Source organism: Paenibacillus sp. RRE4, from assembly GCF_031844205.1.
Classification (GTDB): domain Bacteria; phylum Bacillota; class Bacilli; order Paenibacillales; family Paenibacillaceae; genus Paenibacillus; species Paenibacillus xylanexedens_B.
Window position 1 is genome coordinate 51,269 of record NZ_JAUZUT010000002.1, and the last position, 16,224, is coordinate 67,492.

Consider the following 16,224-nt stretch of genomic DNA (forward strand, 5'->3'; position numbering starts at 1 on the left):
ATGCGGAATCGGTTAAACAACTCCGCAGCTACATGAATCTATTTAGACAGAGACAGCGAAGCTCTTTCTGAACTTCTCAATTGCATCTTTAAGTGCATTCTCATTGTCTGCTGTCAATTCTTTTGTATCACGAATGGACCCAAGGATTTCCTCATGGTTGCTCTCCATAAACGCAAGGAACTCACGCTCAAAACGAGTTACATCACCTGTCGGAATTTCATCCAAGTACCCTTTAACTGCAGTGTACAAGCTGACAACCTGTTGTTCTACAGGAAGTGGCTGATTTACACCTTGCTTCAGGATTTCCATCATTCGCGCACCACGATTCAGACGAGCCTGAGTGGATTTATCCAAGTCAGATCCGAATTGAGAGAACGCCTGCAACTCACGATATTGAGCGAGATCAAGACGCAGGGAACCTGCAACTTTTTTCATCGCTTTGATCTGTGCAGAACCACCGACACGAGATACCGAGATACCTACGTTGATCGCTGGACGTTGTCCGGCGTTAAAGAGATCGGACTCCAAGAAGATTTGACCGTCCGTAATCGAGATTACGTTAGTCGGAATGTATGCAGATACGTCCGAAGCTTGTGTTTCAATGAATGGCAGAGCGGTTAAAGAACCACCACCAAGTTCATCATTCAGCTTCGCAGCACGCTCGAGCAAACGGGAGTGCAAGTAGAATACGTCACCTGGATAAGCTTCACGGCCTGGTGGACGACGAAGCAACAAGGACAACTCACGGTATGCCGCAGCCTGTTTAGTCAAGTCATCATATACTACCAGCACGTGCTCGCCTTTGTACATGAAGTACTCACCCATGGAACAGCCGGAGTAAGGAGCAATATAAAGCAATGGCGATGGATCGGAAGCGGATGCCGTTACTACGATGGTATATTCCATTGCACCTCTACGACGCAACGTTTCTACGACCTGAGCAACAGTGGACTGCTTCTGACCGATAGCCACATAGATACATTTCATGCCGCTACCTTTTTGGTTCAGGATCGCATCGATCGCAATCGATGTTTTACCCGTTTGACGGTCACCGATGATCAACTCACGTTGTCCGCGGCCGATTGGAACCATCGCATCAATCGCCTTGATCCCTGTTTGCATCGGCTCATGAACCGATTTACGATCCATAACGCCTGGTGCTTTACCTTCTACCGGACGGAATTCCGTTGTAGCGATTGGCCCTTTGCCATCCACCGGAATACCGAGCGGGTTCACAACGCGTCCGATCAATGCTTCGCCAACGGGCACTTGCATGATCTGACCTGTACGTTTTACTTGGTCTCCTTCACGGATATCCGAGTAAGGTCCCAAGATAACGACACCCACATTGCTTTCTTCTACGTTCATGGCGAGGCCCATTACACCGCTTGGGAACTCAACCAACTCGTTGGACATGACATTCTCGAGTCCGTATACACGGGCGATCCCGTCACCAACCTCAATAACTGTACCAACTTCGACTACATCGATATCAGTCTTATATTGTTCAATCTGACTTTTAATTAATGTACTGATTTCTTCTGGTTTGATACTCAAGTGTCCTCACCCCAATCTACTGTACTCGTCTGTTAAAAGACTGCTCAAGACGTTCGAGCTTGCCAGCCAAGCTGCCGTCATAGATCGTATCGCCAATGGCGACTTTCAATCCGCCCAGCAGTGCAGGATCAACAATGTTCTCGATACGGATCTTTTTATTCACACGGCCACCGAACTCACGGGCTACCGCTTCTTTCTCTTCTTCCTTCAATGCATAGGTCGAGTATACGCGAGCATCGGCGATTCCAAGGGAATCCCCTTCAATTCTCACATAATCATTCAAGAGGTCTTGCAACAATTCCACGCGGCCACGCTCAATCAGAAGCAAAACCGTGCGAAGGACAGGTTCGGACACTTTGCCATCAAGGCTTGCATGAAGCACATTTTGCTTGGCTTCATCAGAGATGTTAGGAGAAACAATAAATTTAATAATCTCTGGATCTCCGGTTAATCCACTGACAACGGCACGCAGTTCCTGTTCAACTTCAAGCACTTGCTGCTGCTGAAGAGCAACTTCGAACAATGCTTTTGCATAACGCTTGGCAACAATCGTATCGCGGCTCATTGTCGGCCCCCTACCTCATTGAGGTATTGGTTCACAAGTTCCTCTTGTGCTGGACCGTTCTCAACTTCTTTTTTGATCAATCTGGAAGCAATCTGAACGGAAGCAGTACCCAGTTCGCTGCGAAGTGCGGCAACCGCTTTGTTCTTCTCGCTCTCAATTTCACGTACAGCATCGTCTTTGAGACGAGTTGCTTCAGCTTTGGCATCAGCCAGAATGGATTCAGCCTGCTTGCCACCCGTTTGTCTGGACTGTTCAATAATGTCGTGAGCTTCTTTGCGCGCTTGTTCGAGAGCCTGTTTTTGCTCCTCCACATAAGCAATCGCCTGTTCCCGAGTCTGAGCAGCCTCATTCATCTGGCTCATTACGAGTTCACGACGCTTTTCCATGATGGAGAACAACGGACCGAAAGCATAACGGCTAAGCAGCCAGTATAAAACCAAAAATGCGATAATCGCAAGAAGCGTATTTTCCCATAAGAAACTCAATCTGTTCACTCCTTCCTGGAGGTATCCTAAACCGTTATCCCTTACAGGATAAGTTCCTAGCTAAAAAGAAGGCGCGGAGGGCTACAGCCTTCCCCGCCGTACTGTGTTATGTCTTAAGCAGCACCGTAGAACATGAATGCGAGTACCACACCGATGATCGGCAATACCTCGATCAAACCTACCCCGATGAACATTGTTGTTTGCAGTGTGGATTTCGCTTCTGGTTGACGCGCAATCCCTTCCACTGTTTTGCTGATTACCATACCGTTACCGATACCTGCGCCGAAAGCGCCCAATCCTGCAACAATTGCTGCTGCGATTAATGCCATTGCTCCCATTTGTATATCCTCCTTAAAATTATAAATCAATTTTATTGTTCAGCCTGATGGAGAGATCCCCGCAGGTCTAAAACTTAATGTTCTTCGTGCGTTTCGATGGTCTGTGAAATGTACACCATCATTAGAATGACGAAAACGAAAGCTTGAATCCCGCCGATAAAGATACTGAAACCTTGCCACACTGCAAGTAGCGGTATTGCGAAAATGGCGCCCAGCACTTTAAAGCTGGTCAGTTTGAGGATGGTTGCAATCAGCACCTCACCCGCAAAAATATTCGCGAACAAACGCATGCCGTGCGTGAGCAGCTTGGACGCGGTCTCGATAATATTAATCGGAAGGAACAACGCGTACGGCTGCACATAGTGCTTCAGATAACCTCTAGTGTTCTTGAACAGTCCAAGTCCATGTGCTACGAGGAAGGCTACGAGAGCTAGTCCCATCGTTACGGACAAGTCAGCTGTTGGTGATTTGAACCAGGCCAGCTCGATATGTGGATGCGCTTCTGGATCCTTCGCGTGAGCCTTTTCATAAGCCTCAACCGCTGTAACGATTGGTTTCCCGAAAACGGTAGCTGCATTAACATCCTTAACATCGGTAACAGCCTGGAATGGAAGCCCAAGCATATTTCCTACGAAGATGAACAAAATCATCGTAAGTGCGAGAGAAATAAAGTGTTTGCCTTTCTTCATGTCCATCGTACTGGATATCAGATTACGAACGAACTCAACAGCCCACTCCATAAAGTTTTGCAGCTTTCCCGGATTATCCACCGACAGGTTCCGCGTAGCGATGATGGCAAAAATGAAGACAATGGCGCTGGTTACAATCAACATCAATAGTACGGACAAGTCCAGATGAAATCCACCAAGCATAATCACTGGAGCCTCATGCATATTTTTTTCTCACCCCTTTCTCTACCTGAAAGTTGCCACACTCAAAATCACTCTGCTTTGCGGGACATGATGATCCCTATAATTAATAGGGAAAATTGCGCAATGGCCAGACCGCCTGCAACCGCATATGTATTGAAGTACTGCGGAAAGCGCATCGATATGTAAATACCAAGCACTGCGAGCGCCGCTCTTGTCAAAAATCCCAGGTTCACACGCTTCAGATTACCTTCTGCCGCATCATCGGACATCTTCCTCACCTTGTAGCCCAGGTAAAATGCATTAATCAAACTTATGCTAACACCCAGGGCCAGTCCCAAAGCAATCGTTTCCAAACGAGGTACAAATGCAGCCGTTAGAAAACAAATCATGAGAATATACATGACGGAAACGGTCATCCATCTGCGATATCTGGCTAGTTCACTCATCACTTTCCCCCATGAATTTTTTAGCAATAAAGTAAATGCTTACCCCGCCTGCCGCAAGAAAAAAGAGAACGCTTACGGCGATCCATATTCCGTTGCCTCCAATGGTCCTGTCCAACCACGAGCCAGCGTAATATCCGGCAACAGCGAGCAAGGCAATCTCGATTCCAAAAGCTGTCACGAGCCCCATTGCTTTCCAGACCTTATCATCATGGTTACGGGATGAATTTGGTTTGTTCGAATCGGCCATTTTCCACGCCACCCTTGCAATCCCAGTTAATTTTACTGAATGATGAGAGCCTTTGTCAATTGATTGATTTTAGCGTTTTAAAGGGAGAAACGACGGGTCTACAGCTTATTACAGCCCGTAAACCCGCGTAAACCGTACAGTTTAACTGTATGCTATCCCCTCTGTAAATCCAACAGAAAATGTGAATTATTTTTTGAACTTTCTGTGAAATGACTCCGGGCGCTCACTTTTTACGCCGAAATGGTGCAAAATCGCATTGACAATTCTTTCCGATGCATGTCCATCACCGTATGGATTAGCAGCTTGACTCATGCTTGCATACAGTGCTTCGTCTGTAAGCAGAGCCTTGGTCCGTTCATATACACGTTCCTCTTCTGTCCCTACCAATTCGAGCGTGCCCGCTTCGATGCCTTCCGGGCGCTCTGTTGTATCGCGCAATACAAGAACAGGCACACCAAACGAAGGCGCTTCTTCCTGCAAACCGCCTGAATCAGTCAGGATCAAGTGAGTGTGCGGGTAAAAGTTATGCAAATCCACTACGTCTAGCGGATCAATTAACTGAATACGGGGATGATTCCCCAAAATCGCGTGAGCCGGCTCCTTCACAGCAGGACTAGGGTGCACCGGGTACACGATGGCAATATCTTCGAATTCGTCGGCAATACGTTTGACGGCCTGGAAAATGTTGCGGTGAGGCTCGCCTTGAGATTCGCGGCGATGAGCAGTCATCAGCACCAGGCGTTTGCCTTGGGCCCAATCAAGTACCGGGTGTTTGTAATCCTCCCGTACTGTATATTGAAACACATCTGTTACCGTGTTGCCTGTGACGTAGGTACTAGACTCCGGTTTATTTTCTTTTGCAAGATTGGAAGAAGACCAATCCGTTGGCGCAAAATGCAGATCGGCCAAAACACCCGTCAGCTGGCGATTCATCTCTTCCGGGTAAGGCGACAGCTTGTTCCACGTCCGCAGACCGGCTTCCACATGCCCAACCTGAATCTGTTGCAGGAAGGCTGCATAGCTGGCTACAAATGTAGTCAACGTATCACCGTGAACGAGCACGATATCAGGCTTGGCTTCACGCAAAACCGGCTCCAGACCGCCAAGAACACGAATGGTAATTTCGTTCAGGGTCTGACGATCCTTCATGACATCCAGATCATAATCGGGATGAATGTCGAAAACTTCAAGAACCTGATCAAGCATCTGGCGATGTTGCGCGGTTACGCAAACAATCGACTCAATAGACTCGGGATGTTTTTGCAATTCCAGAATAAGCGGAGCCATCTTGATCGCTTCTGGACGCACCCCGAAAATCGTCATCACTTTAATTTTTTTGGACATTCGAGCAAAGCCCCTTTTCTAATCCGCATGAAAATATGCTTATTTCGTTCCGTACAGACGGTCTCCCGCATCGCCAAGTCCTGGCACGATATATCCGTGATCATCCAGACGGTCGTCAAGCGCAGCTACATAGATGTCTACATCTGGATGTGCATCTTGTACTGCTTTTACGCCCTCTGGTGCTGCAACCAGGTTCATCATTTTGATCTGAGTGCAACCGCGCTTTTTGAGCACGTCAATCGCTGCTATTGCCGAACCGCCTGTTGCAAGCATCGGGTCAATCACAATCAGCTGGCGTTCAGTTACATCTGTAGGCAACTTGGTGTAGTATTCTACCGGTTGCAATGTTTCCGGATCACGGAACAAGCCAACATGTCCTACTTTTGCCGCTGGCAGCAACTTCACCACGCCATCCAGCATCCCCAGTCCTGCGCGCAGAATCGGTACCAGTCCAAGCATACGTCCAGAAATTACTTTTCCTTGTGTCGCCGCTACAGGCGTTTGTACGTCAATGGATTCCAGCTCAACGTCTCTTGTAATCTCGTAAGCCATTAATGTTGCTACTTCGTCAACCAATTCACGAAAATCTTTCGTATTCGTACGCATATCGCGTATAAACGTCAGTTTGTGTTGAATCAGGGGGTGATCACATATTACTAATTTTCCCATTAAATTGTCCCTCCGGTAAGTTCTTCATGAGTTAAGCATTTCCAAATATACCTAGCCGTCATTCACAGGCTCGATAAATCCTGTATATTATATCATCACCCACACTGAATTACACCATCAAAGGGCACCTAATCATTACAGAAAAGCAAATCCTACAAAAACAGGACCGGAAAATGATCCATCCGGTCCTGTTTGCTCGTGCTGTTGTGTGAGTTGAATGCTCAAAATACGCGTGAACACTAAAGATGCTCCACAAACCGAATGACCTTCCGATCGCTGTTATCCCCAGAATTCTCTGATCCACTAATTAAATGGTCGAATTCCGGTGATAAAGGCGAGCGCTTCGCTTCTTCAGATCTTTTCGGTTTGTTCCGTCTGCGTGTTCACTTCATGAACATCTCAAAACCAAACAGCGCGAGCAATGTTTTTAGCAGTAGTAGTAAAAATCCTAGTATTTAAGGTCAGTGTAAAGTGGGTATTGGTCAGTCAAGGCAGTTACCTCCGCGCGTGCCTGATCCAGTGTTGCTGTATCTTTTGGATTTTTAAGCGTCTTGGCAATGATCTTACCGATGGCTACCATTGCTTTCTCGTCCATACCGCGGGAAGTCGCCGCAGGTGTACCAATACGGATACCACTCGTGATAAACGGACTTGTTGGATCAAACGGAATCGCGTTTTTATTTACGGTAATACCGATGGAATCAAGTACATGCTCTGCTTCCTTACCCGTGATGTTCACGCTACGAGTATCGATCAGCATCAAGTGGTTGTCTGTACCGCCGGATACAATGTTCAATCCTTCAGAGATCAATGTTTCAGCAAGTACCTGTGCGTTTTTCACCACGTTCTGAGCATACGTTTTGAACGAAGGTTGCAAGGCTTCACCAAATGCAACAGCTTTTGAAGCGATTACGTGCATCAAAGGTCCACCTTGGGAACCCGGGAATACCGCTTTATCAATAGCAGCTGCCCAGGACTTGCGGCACAGGATCATACCGCCACGTGGTCCACGCAATGTTTTGTGTGTCGTTGTTGTCACGAAGTGGGCATGTGGCACCGGGTTAGGATGCAATCCAGCAGCAACAAGTCCTGCGATATGTGCCATATCAACCATGAACAGCGCGCCAACATCGTTCGCGATCGAAGCCAGCTTTTCAAAATCAATCGTACGCGGGTACGCACTTGCGCCTGCTACGATCAGACGAGGGCGGTGTTTGAATGCTGCTTTGCGAACTTCATCATAATCAATGAGGAATGTATCTTCTTGAACGCCATACGCAACGAAGTTGTACAGCAAACCGGAAGCATTCACCGGGCTACCGTGCGTCAAGTGACCGCCATGTGCCAGGTTCATACCCAGAACGGTATCGCCAGGCTTCAACGCCGCCAGATATACAGCCATGTTCGCTTGTGCACCGGAGTGCGGCTGCACGTTCGCATGCTCTGCACCAAACAATTCTTTCGCACGGTCACGCGCGATATCCTCAACGACATCGACATGCTCACAGCCACCATAGTAACGTTTGCCTGGATAACCTTCAGCGTACTTATTCGTCAGAACGGAGCCGAGTGCTTCAATTACCGCTTCACTTACGATGTTCTCGGATGCGATCAGCTCAATGTTGTTCTGTTGACGTTTCAGTTCAAGATTCATTGCTTCCAATACTGCAGGGTCATTTTTACGCAATTGTTCCATGATTAAATTCCTCCTAAATTATAATGAAGTTATAAAGCGAGCCTTCAGGTTACACTCCTGACTTCGATTGCATCACCATCTTACGATCGCTGTTATCCCCAGATTTCTTAGAACCCTTATATATTAAGAGGAAATCCGGTGATAGCTTATGCTTCCGATGTAGCTTTCCTTCGGAAAGCTTTTAGACGAGCGCTTTGCTTCTCCAGATTGGTGTTGCACTCTCCGTTTTCGTGTAAACATCATTTCGCTTTATACGTTAGTCACAAAAGGTCGAATCAGGCTGTTCCTCCATTCGGTAAACCGCACGTTCGCCGCCAATCAGTTTCGGACGTGTAAGTGCTGCCGTAACACGAGCCTCTCCAATGTAACGAAGTGATGTCCGGAAAGGAACCGCAACATGGCGAAGATGCATGCCAATCATGGTCTCACCGATATCCAGACCTGCATGGGCTTGAACGTGCTCAGCCAGACATGGATCGGACAGTGAACGATAGGCAGTAGATGCCATGGAACCCCCAGCTTTCGGCACAGGTACAGCGCCAACCTCCGTTAATCCAAGCCGATGAAGCAACGCACGTTCCATTACAAGGGCTCGGTTCAGGTGTTCACAGCACTGGAATACCGTGTCGAAACCAAACTCCGTCTGCACCTCGCGAATACCTGCAAGCAACTGATCCGCCACGTCGACGGCACCGCTTGTTCCAATGCGCTGGCCTGCGACCTCGCTTGTACTCGTGCCAATCACAACAACATGGCCAGAGCCAAGTTTACCGGCTGTCGCCAGTTCGCGCAGGATTGATGCCGTCTGTTGTTGCAATCCGGGTTGTTCCGAATCCAATTCAATTGTCATCCTATCGCCTCCCGATAAAATCATGCCCGCTATCTATACAAGTTGAACTAAAGATCTTACACAGTCCACTCCGATGACAGAATAACCTTCCAATCGCTGTTATCCCCAGATTTTTTCGATTCCCTTTCCCAAAGGGGAAAATCCGGGGATAAGCGTATGCTTCCGATGCAGCTTTCTTACAGAAAGCTTTCAGGCGACCGCTTCGCTTTTTCAGGTTTTTTCTGTCCTCTCCGTTAACGTGTAAATAAATAGTTCAACTTATATAGTGAATGTTTGCTCTACACATGCGCTGCATGGCATTTTCAGGTACTATTATAGCGAAAAATCAGATGAAAGACGAAAAAAAGAGCAGTCTGCGGGTATCGCAGAATTGCTCTTTTGCCCAGGCGACCGGCCGTTTGTTCCGGTGCTCCATTGTGGTTGTGCCCACTTCGTCGCCAGTTACACCGGATCCCTGTTTTCCCCTTCATCATAAATCAACCCACCTTGAAAATCAACGGTTAATTTACATTCCATGTTCTGTTTGTATATCTTGTCTCTGTACAGCTGAATTATTCAAGCTTATCCAAGAGCTTGGACAACGCTGTACGAATCTCTGCAGCCGCAATGTTGTAATCGTCCCGGCTACCGCCAAACGGATCGGAGATATCAAAACTCGGGATGCGTTGCCGAATTTCGATCGCACGCTCTCGCTCCGATGCCAAAATCTCCTGGCCCAGGGCCCGTTTCATCTCTAGTGAAGCAAACAGGCTGTCCAACTCCTCCAGGTCTTGAAGCACTTGTGCATCATTCTCGGCATATTCTTTCAGCGTGTACGTTTTCTGAATGGAATCCGGGAACACCTGCATCACATGTTGCTTATGACTGCGCGTTAACGTCAGAATCAGATCTGCCCATTCGACCAACGCTTCACTCAGCTGTGTAGACTGGGATGGGCCTTCTGCCTGATGATCTTTCAAAACCGCTTCGGCATGACGTGATATCGGCATACCTGACGACGCAGCCACACCTGCGGAACGTACATGTACCTCAATGCCGCGCTCGGCTGCAAGTTTCCTCATAAGCCCTTCTGCCATGGGGCTGCGGCACGTGTTTCCTGTACATACAAACAAAATATGTTTCATTGCAATAGCCTCCCCATATGATCAAGATGTGAACTACCTATCGTATCGTTCAAACGTTTTATTTTTTAAAATATAAACAAAAGTCCAAAGGCAAGCAAGATCGCTCCGCCTACAGCTTCACCGTAATCCCCCAAATTCTGGCTTACCCTACGCCCCAGAAGCAGACCCATAATCGACATCAAGCCACCGCAGAAACCAAAGGCCAAGATCGTAAGGACAAGATCACTACTGAACATGCCAAGCGAAACGCCGACAGAGAATGAATCTACGCTGACACTAAGCGAAAACAAAAGAATACCCAGCATGGATCGATGATCCACCAGCTTGGTTTCCCCTTCACGAAACGCATTCAAAATCATGTGACCACCTAGCAGTACCAGCAGGCCGCCTGCCGCATAATTCGTAATATTGCCCAGCAAGGAACTGACATACTTGCCCATATACATGCCGGCAAGCGGCATGATGACATGAAACAGTCCAGTAACGGTGCTAATTTTCAATACATCCCGTAGCCGTATACCCTTCATGCCAATGCCGATGCCCAGCGAGAATGCATCAAGCCCCAGCGCAACCGCCATAATCAGAATGGTTACCAACTGCCCTACATGGGCAGACACATCCCACATCCTCATACCCCCAAGTCACATAAGGTTCTTGTACACGATATGCGGACAAGAACCCAAACATGACGGTTACAGGGAAACGAAGCTAAGAAGTGTGGATACAGCTTTCCGATGATGAAAAAACAGATCAAGGGCGACCTTGCTAATATGAAAATAATAGATTGGGACGTTAAACGTGACGACTGCGTGCAAGCGTGATGACTGCTTGCAAATGTCGAGGCTCGCTCCAGATCCCGTGGGCAGGAGCGTTTAGGTGAGCGGCTCAATCAACTTGAATAAGTTGGTTGCCCGCCGCCTTGAGCAGCCGATTCATGACGGCTGCTCCCAGCCCTTCGCGCGAGCAGGCTTCCGCCACAATATATGTGGCGCCCTGCTCATCGCAGCTGCGTAGCGCGGCGTATAGCCTGCGCGCAGCTTCCTGCAGCTCGCTGGCGTTACCCAGCGAGAACACGGCATCGGCGCGGTACTGCTCCGCGTGCTCGGCGAACGCCAGCACCGCGGTGCGCTCTCCGCGCTGCGCCGCCTCCGCCAGGGCGGCGCGGGTCCAGGCCGCCACCGCTGCGGGCGGCCCCTCTACGACGCACAGCGCCCCTGCGGGTGCGTAGTGCGTGTACTTCATGCCCGGCGAGCGCGGCGCCGGGCTGTTGCTGTCGCCACCGGACCCTTCAGCGAGAAGCGCCGGGTCCGTGGCGACACGGGCGGCTACGGCGGACAGCTGTTCCGCCGTAATGCCGCCAGGGCGCAGGATGGTGACGGTACCGTCGTCACCGGCCTGCACCACGGTGGACTCGACGCCCACCCCCGTGGGGCCGCCGTCCACAATGCCGCCGATGCGGCCATCCAGATCCTCCCGCACATGTGCGGCGAGCGTCGGGCTAGGCCGCCCGGAGCGGTTCGCACTCGGCGCAGCCACGGGGCATGCCGCCGCGGCGATGAGTGGCAGCGCCACCGGGTGGTCCGGCATGCGCACGGCCACTGTATCCAGTCCGGCAGTGACCCGCGGGGACACCGCCCCTGGCCTAACCGGCAGCACCAGCGTCAGCGGGCCCGGCCAGAAGGCCGCCATCAGCGCTTCCGCTGTTGCATTCACCTCGGTGACCAGCTCATGTAGCTGGTCACGGTGCGCGATATGCACAATCAGCGGATTGTCGGAAGGCCGCCCTTTGGCGGCAAATACCGCCTCCACCGCTTCCGTGCTACGCGCGTCTGCGCCGAGGCCGTAGACCGTCTCGGTCGGAAAGGCAACCGTCTCCCCTTGACGAAGGCAGGCCGCGGCTGCCTGCAAGTCAGCGAGTGCCGCTTCGCGGGCGGCACTCCCCTTTTTCACACCCGATACTTGGGAAATCTCTTGCATGTGCACATCTAAGTTCTCGGCCTCACTCTGCTCATGCAACAACGCGCTGACATCCCAAAAGGCTGTGTTGTATTCCCCCTTGGCTCTCTCTAACGCCGCATCATCGCGCTTGTCCTCTAACGAGGGTTGTTGAATCTTTTCGTGCTCTCTGGTCATATATATCATCATCCCTAAACTTCAAGTAGGTTTAATTTCAGTACATATAAGTATACCATATCTGTCACGTTTCAGGTTTGATCCAACGATGAGGTACCTCCCCCGCATATCCTGTTCATGTAAAAAGGAAGCTCCTCGCACACCTGCAACGAAACTTCCGTCTCTAAATTTTTATTCTATATCGTACTGCATTTTAGTATATCTTAAATACGTTGTTAAGCGAATATACCTGTTACCCATTCCCATATTTTCACAGCCACATCCCACAGAAAAAATCTAGCTTCCGGCGTCTCGCCTTGCACAGTTGCTTTCACCTCTACTGCATCGGCAGCCGAGGCAGAGACTGTCGATGGTTTGGCCAGCGCATCTCCTGTACTTGCATCAATGAAACAGAGCGGCGGGAACAACACACACCACCAGTTCTGCCCTTTGCCTTCGCCCAGCGTAATCCGTACTGCTTCATATTCGCCGGCAGGGTACACCGTACCACCATATAGCTTTGTTGGAAAAGGAACCGTGCCGAGCTCCACCTGATAATCATAAGTCAGACCGCGTTTCATTAGCTCTTCCCCTACCCGATTCTCAATCTCGGACAGATGTTCACGAATGACATACCGAGCCTGCTCCAGACTTTGCGGATTCTCCAGCGCCCCAACCCATTCGCCCATCTGTGCAACGACCGCATCCCGAATCTCGCGTTTCACGAGCTGATCTCCAGCCGCATCGGAATTCGCTAGAATCCGCAAACGGATCGATTGCTCCGGAATAGTAGTATCAGCAACAGCCGCATCGGTTTTCTGACCTTCCCACATCATAATGATCATCATAAGACATACAAGGATAAGTCCAATTTGTTTACCAATTCGTCTGTTCATCCCGTTCTCCCCCTCGAATCCGTTATCCGCTGTAACTCTCTCATGTCTATCAGTATGCCCGGTAGAGGAAGAAGTAAACCTAGTACAAACCTGAAATCTATTAAAATTCTCATAGAAACGGATGAATTGGCTCTATAGATCGGGCACAGAAACACAGACATACTCCTTATCCGCGTTGCGAAAAGAGATTCCTTACGAAAAGGAGATGATTTCAGCACTCATGTTTTCTACTAAATGCCCCTAAACCAGCCCTTCTCGGGCATAAAAAAAAGCTTAGTGATCACTAAGCTTTTTCGAAGATAGCAATGGATTAAAGTGCTACTTTAATTTGAATAATCCCTCCAGCTCGTGAAAAATACAACTACACGGTGCTGTTCTCTTTTTTCTTTTTCAGTAGACTCCGAATCCGCTGCACCAACGACGGAGACTGTTCCTCCGGAAACCATTCATCCTCGTCTTCATCACCATACAGCTTAATGCTCATCACCAGCCCGATACAGGCCATGTTGATCAGCAAAGACGTACCGCCATAACTAATAAATGGCAGCGTAATGCCCGTCAGTGGCATGAGGCCAAGGAATGCACCTACATTTTCGAACACCTGATACAGTAACATCCCGATAATACCCACTATGATAATGGGTCCGGCGCGTTCTTTACACTCCAGCGCGATCAACACCATCCGGTGGATCAGTATAAAATATAACAGGATTAAGAGCGAAGCTCCCACAAAACCAAATTCTTCTGCCACCACGACAAAGATGGAGTCCGAATACGTATACGGCACACGTCCGCTTTGAACCGAGGTTCCTTCCAAAAAGCCCTTGCCCGTAATTCCGCCCGATCCGATGGCAAGTCCTGCATTTTTCGTATGCCACATCGCTTTGGCTGTTGCTTTTTCGGGTACAAGCCACGGATCAATCCGTTCAGCCCAGTGCTCCCGTTTAATCTTTTCCAAAAAGGTAAACACTTCGTCATGGTAGAAGGTGTAGGATTTGATGAAACCAATAAAGAAAGCACTCACAATCGCGAGCCCGATTAACGCATGTTTCAGCTTCATATTGCCGATCCATAAAACCGCAACCAGAATAACCACATAACCGAGAGCGTTACCCAGGTCATTCTGCGCCATAACGAGTGCAAACGGAATAAATGTCCAGAGTCCAATCGGCACGACATCTCTCCAGAACCCGAGCTCCCCACGTTTACGCTTCACAATTAAATGGGCGAGGAAGAGAACAAGGATCATTTTGAACAATTCCGCAGGTTGAAACGAAATGGTCTCGGTGATCTTTAGCCAACCATTCGCGTTATTCACCGTACTTCCAACCACATTGGCTAAGATTAAGAAAACAATACCTATACCGTATAATAGAAACGCATATTTCACGTACAACTTGTAGTTAAACAAACCAATCCCGATGACCGCGATGAATCCGACCACATAGAAATAGATCGTTTTCACATGATGATTCGCGAGTTTGGGATCAAAGCGTGTACCACTGTAAATCGCAAGTATACTTATAATCATTAACAACAATAGGACAAAAAGAATGACGCCATCCAGCTTTTTTACCGTTTTCCACATGATGTTTGAATTTCCCCCTAGTTCACACATCGCGCTTTACCAATAATGATCAATATTACCATTGTACCTAATTGGTTGGGAGAATGGAAATCCGGTTCAAAATGAGCAAAAAACCTTGAAGTCCGTTCCCGGCAAATACCGGGAAGAACGACTCCAAGGTTGATCTGACTTCTTTTTCATTGTTGCTGTAAACGTTCATTTTCACTGTTCCGGTTGCTCCTGTTGCGCAGGTTTGCGTCTGAACAGCTTCAAGATCAGTTCCGTAATACTCGGTTGCTCCGCTGCTCCCAGGATATCTTCATTCTCTTCGGTGTGTACCTTGATACTCATGGCAATACCCATACTGATCATGTTAATGAGCAGTGATGTTCCTCCGTAACTAATGAATGGCAAGGTGATACCTGTCAGTGGCATGAGTCCTATAAACGGTCCGATATTGACAAAGACCTGATACAGAATCATCGCAATAATACCTACAATCAAATAAGCACCTACGCGGTCCTTACATTCCAAAGCGATTAAGACTAGCCTATGAATCAGGATGAAATACAATAATAGAAGTACCGATGCGCCAACAAAGCCAAACTCTTCACCAATCTGTACGAAAATCGAGTCTGCATAGGCCAGAGGTACCCGATTGGATTGAATGGTGGTACCCTCCATGTAACCCTTACCCGTAACTCCACCAGAACCAATGGCAAGTTTGGCATTGTACGTCTGCCACAATACGTCTCTGGATGTCAGTTCAGGCACAAGCCACGGGTCAAATCGTTCTGCCCAGTGTGCACGTTTAATATCTTTGAGAAAACTCGTAATTTCATCATGATAATGAATGTACGCTTGTATGCCAGCAACGATAGCACTTACCGCCAGTACAAAACCAATCAATGCATGCGAGAATTTGATATTGCCGATCCATAATAAACCGATCCAGATAAAAATATAGCTGAGTACCGCACCCAAGTCATTTTGCAACAACACAAGCAGCAAGGGAGGCAGCACACATAAACTGATCGGAATGACATCTCGCCCAAAAAACAAAGGCCTGTTCTTCTTCCTGGCGAGCAGTGTCGATAACATGACAATCAGACATAGCTTGAACAACTCGGAAGGCTGGAGGCTGATTCCGCCAATCGAAAGCCAACCTTGGGCTCCGTAATACTCATTACCAATGAACAAAACCAGAACTAACAGTAACAGACCGAGCCCATAGATATATAAATAATTTTTGACGATAAATTTATAGTTGATCATGGACATTCCGAAAAAAACAACAAAACCCAAAACATAAAATACAATCATATTTTTGGAGAATCCCTCAACCTTTGGACGACCAAACGTAGTACTGTAAATGGCCATTATACTAATGACCATCAGGATCACCAAAATAAAAACGATGGAGTAGTCGATCTTTTTGAATTTGTGCAGCATGTCT

General features: G+C 48.4%; 18 protein-coding genes and 1 riboswitch. All 18 genes read right to left on the reverse strand.

The genetic code is table 11. The features are described from left to right. Window positions 1–42: 42 nt before the first annotated feature. The 18 genes from atpA to Q9R46_RS17470 all read right to left on the reverse strand — a co-directional run bounded on the left by atpA (window position 43) and on the right by Q9R46_RS17470 (window position 16,220). A complete protein-coding gene (gene atpA, locus Q9R46_RS17385) occupies window positions 43–1,557 on the reverse strand; it encodes a F0F1 ATP synthase subunit alpha (protein WP_123065307.1) in 1,515 nt (504 codons plus the stop codon). A gap of 16 nt (window positions 1,558–1,573) precedes the next feature. Continuing rightward, window positions 1,574–2,122 (reverse strand): F0F1 ATP synthase subunit delta, encoded by a 549-nt coding sequence (locus tag Q9R46_RS17390; protein WP_311281082.1) that lies wholly within the window; start codon window positions 2,120–2,122, stop codon window positions 1,574–1,576. Then, window positions 2,119–2,607: a F0F1 ATP synthase subunit B gene (atpF, locus tag Q9R46_RS17395; RefSeq protein ID WP_090922868.1), complete on the reverse strand. Its 489-nt coding sequence runs from the start codon at window positions 2,605–2,607 to the stop codon at window positions 2,119–2,121. Before atpF ends, Q9R46_RS17390 begins: the two co-directional genes overlap by 4 nt. A 113-nt stretch (window positions 2,608–2,720) precedes the next feature. Further along, window positions 2,721–2,945, reverse strand: a complete 225-nt coding sequence (gene atpE / locus Q9R46_RS17400) for a F0F1 ATP synthase subunit C (RefSeq protein WP_090922866.1) — start codon at window positions 2,943–2,945, stop codon at window positions 2,721–2,723. Window positions 2,946–3,019: 74 nt separating this feature from the next. Further along, window positions 3,020–3,838, reverse strand: a complete 819-nt coding sequence (gene atpB / locus Q9R46_RS17405) for a F0F1 ATP synthase subunit A (RefSeq protein WP_090922864.1) — start codon at window positions 3,836–3,838, stop codon at window positions 3,020–3,022. Window positions 3,839–3,885: 47 nt separating this feature from the next. Further along, complete coding sequence (locus Q9R46_RS17410; protein ID WP_145334442.1) at window positions 3,886–4,263, reverse strand: ATP synthase subunit I; 378 nt, start codon at window positions 4,261–4,263, stop codon at window positions 3,886–3,888. Next, window positions 4,256–4,510 carry an AtpZ/AtpI family protein gene (locus tag Q9R46_RS17415; RefSeq protein ID WP_090922860.1) on the reverse strand — a complete coding sequence of 85 codons (255 nt, stop codon included), beginning with the start codon at window positions 4,508–4,510 and terminating at the stop codon, window positions 4,256–4,258. The genes Q9R46_RS17410 and Q9R46_RS17415 overlap by 8 nt, the downstream gene beginning before the upstream one ends. 186 nt (window positions 4,511–4,696) lie before the next feature. Further along, a complete protein-coding gene (gene wecB, locus Q9R46_RS17420) occupies window positions 4,697–5,854 on the reverse strand; it encodes a non-hydrolyzing UDP-N-acetylglucosamine 2-epimerase (protein WP_221791292.1) in 1,158 nt (385 codons plus the stop codon). A 39-nt stretch (window positions 5,855–5,893) separates the two neighbouring features. Further along, window positions 5,894–6,523, reverse strand: coding sequence for a uracil phosphoribosyltransferase (upp, locus tag Q9R46_RS17425; protein WP_090922856.1), 630 nt, complete (start codon window positions 6,521–6,523; stop codon window positions 5,894–5,896). Between the two features lie 448 nt (window positions 6,524–6,971). Then, on the reverse strand, window positions 6,972–8,219 hold the full coding sequence (locus Q9R46_RS17430) for a serine hydroxymethyltransferase (protein WP_186331760.1): 1,248 nt from the start codon (window positions 8,217–8,219) through the stop codon (window positions 6,972–6,974). A gap of 256 nt (window positions 8,220–8,475) precedes the next feature. Then, a complete protein-coding gene (locus tag Q9R46_RS17435; protein ID WP_145334435.1) occupies window positions 8,476–9,069 on the reverse strand; it encodes a TIGR01440 family protein in 594 nt (197 codons plus the stop codon). Window positions 9,070–9,442: 373 nt separating this feature from the next. Beyond that, window positions 9,443–9,524, reverse strand: a riboswitch (ZMP/ZTP riboswitch). Window positions 9,525–9,620: 96 nt separating this feature from the next. Further along, window positions 9,621–10,193, reverse strand: a complete 573-nt coding sequence (locus Q9R46_RS17440) for a low molecular weight protein arginine phosphatase (protein ID WP_145334433.1) — start codon at window positions 10,191–10,193, stop codon at window positions 9,621–9,623. Window positions 10,194–10,258: 65 nt separating this feature from the next. Next, window positions 10,259–10,819: a manganese efflux pump MntP gene (locus tag Q9R46_RS17445; protein ID WP_311281083.1), complete on the reverse strand. Its 561-nt coding sequence runs from the start codon at window positions 10,817–10,819 to the stop codon at window positions 10,259–10,261. Between the two features lie 259 nt (window positions 10,820–11,078). Beyond that, window positions 11,079–12,326 carry an L-threonylcarbamoyladenylate synthase gene (locus tag Q9R46_RS17450; RefSeq protein WP_311281084.1) on the reverse strand — a complete coding sequence of 416 codons (1,248 nt, stop codon included), beginning with the start codon at window positions 12,324–12,326 and terminating at the stop codon, window positions 11,079–11,081. Between the two features lie 215 nt (window positions 12,327–12,541). Next, complete coding sequence (gene spoIIR, locus Q9R46_RS17455; protein ID WP_311281085.1) at window positions 12,542–13,201, reverse strand: stage II sporulation protein R; 660 nt, start codon at window positions 13,199–13,201, stop codon at window positions 12,542–12,544. Window positions 13,202–13,562: 361 nt separating this feature from the next. Further along, window positions 13,563–14,789, reverse strand: coding sequence for an FtsW/RodA/SpoVE family cell cycle protein (locus Q9R46_RS17460; RefSeq protein ID WP_311281086.1), 1,227 nt, complete (start codon window positions 14,787–14,789; stop codon window positions 13,563–13,565). 67 nt (window positions 14,790–14,856) lie between these two features. After that, entirely contained in the window at window positions 14,857–14,994 is a 138-nt protein-coding gene (locus Q9R46_RS17465) for a hypothetical protein (RefSeq protein ID WP_311281087.1), read from the reverse strand. Continuing rightward, window positions 14,991–16,220, reverse strand: a complete 1,230-nt coding sequence (locus tag Q9R46_RS17470; RefSeq protein ID WP_090922823.1) for an FtsW/RodA/SpoVE family cell cycle protein — start codon at window positions 16,218–16,220, stop codon at window positions 14,991–14,993. The genes Q9R46_RS17465 and Q9R46_RS17470 overlap by 4 nt, the downstream gene beginning before the upstream one ends. Window positions 16,221–16,224 lie beyond the last annotated feature (4 nt).

Bases quoted from the DNA above. Each gene is read 5' to 3' on its own strand.
- Q9R46_RS17390 (WP_311281082.1), bottom strand. From the start codon at position 2,122: ATGAGCCGCGATACGATTGTTGCCAAGCGTTATGCAAAAGCATTGTTC.
- atpE (WP_090922866.1), bottom strand. From the start codon at position 2,945: ATGGGAGCAATGGCATTAATCGCAGCAGCAATTGTTGCAGGATTGGGC.
- atpB (WP_090922864.1), bottom strand. From the start codon at position 3,838: ATGCATGAGGCTCCAGTGATTATGCTTGGTGGATTTCATCTGGACTTG.
- Q9R46_RS17410 (WP_145334442.1), bottom strand. From the start codon at position 4,263: ATGAGTGAACTAGCCAGATATCGCAGATGGATGACCGTTTCCGTCATG.
- Q9R46_RS17415 (WP_090922860.1), bottom strand. From the start codon at position 4,510: ATGGCCGATTCGAACAAACCAAATTCATCCCGTAACCATGATGATAAG.
- wecB (WP_221791292.1), bottom strand. From the start codon at position 5,854: ATGTCCAAAAAAATTAAAGTGATGACGATTTTCGGGGTGCGTCCAGAA.
- upp (WP_090922856.1), bottom strand. From the start codon at position 6,523: ATGGGAAAATTAGTAATATGTGATCACCCCCTGATTCAACACAAACTG.
- Q9R46_RS17430 (WP_186331760.1), bottom strand. From the start codon at position 8,219: ATGGAACAATTGCGTAAAAATGACCCTGCAGTATTGGAAGCAATGAAT.
- Q9R46_RS17435 (WP_145334435.1), bottom strand. From the start codon at position 9,069: ATGACAATTGAATTGGATTCGGAACAACCCGGATTGCAACAACAGACG.
- Q9R46_RS17440 (WP_145334433.1), bottom strand. From the start codon at position 10,193: ATGAAACATATTTTGTTTGTATGTACAGGAAACACGTGCCGCAGCCCC.
- Q9R46_RS17445 (WP_311281083.1), bottom strand. From the start codon at position 10,819: ATGTGGGATGTGTCTGCCCATGTAGGGCAGTTGGTAACCATTCTGATT.
- Q9R46_RS17450 (WP_311281084.1), bottom strand. From the start codon at position 12,326: ATGACCAGAGAGCACGAAAAGATTCAACAACCCTCGTTAGAGGACAAG.
- spoIIR (WP_311281085.1), bottom strand. From the start codon at position 13,201: ATGAACAGACGAATTGGTAAACAAATTGGACTTATCCTTGTATGTCTT.
- Q9R46_RS17460 (WP_311281086.1), bottom strand. From the start codon at position 14,789: ATGTGGAAAACGGTAAAAAAGCTGGATGGCGTCATTCTTTTTGTCCTA.
- Q9R46_RS17470 (WP_090922823.1), bottom strand. From the start codon at position 16,220: ATGCTGCACAAATTCAAAAAGATCGACTACTCCATCGTTTTTATTTTG.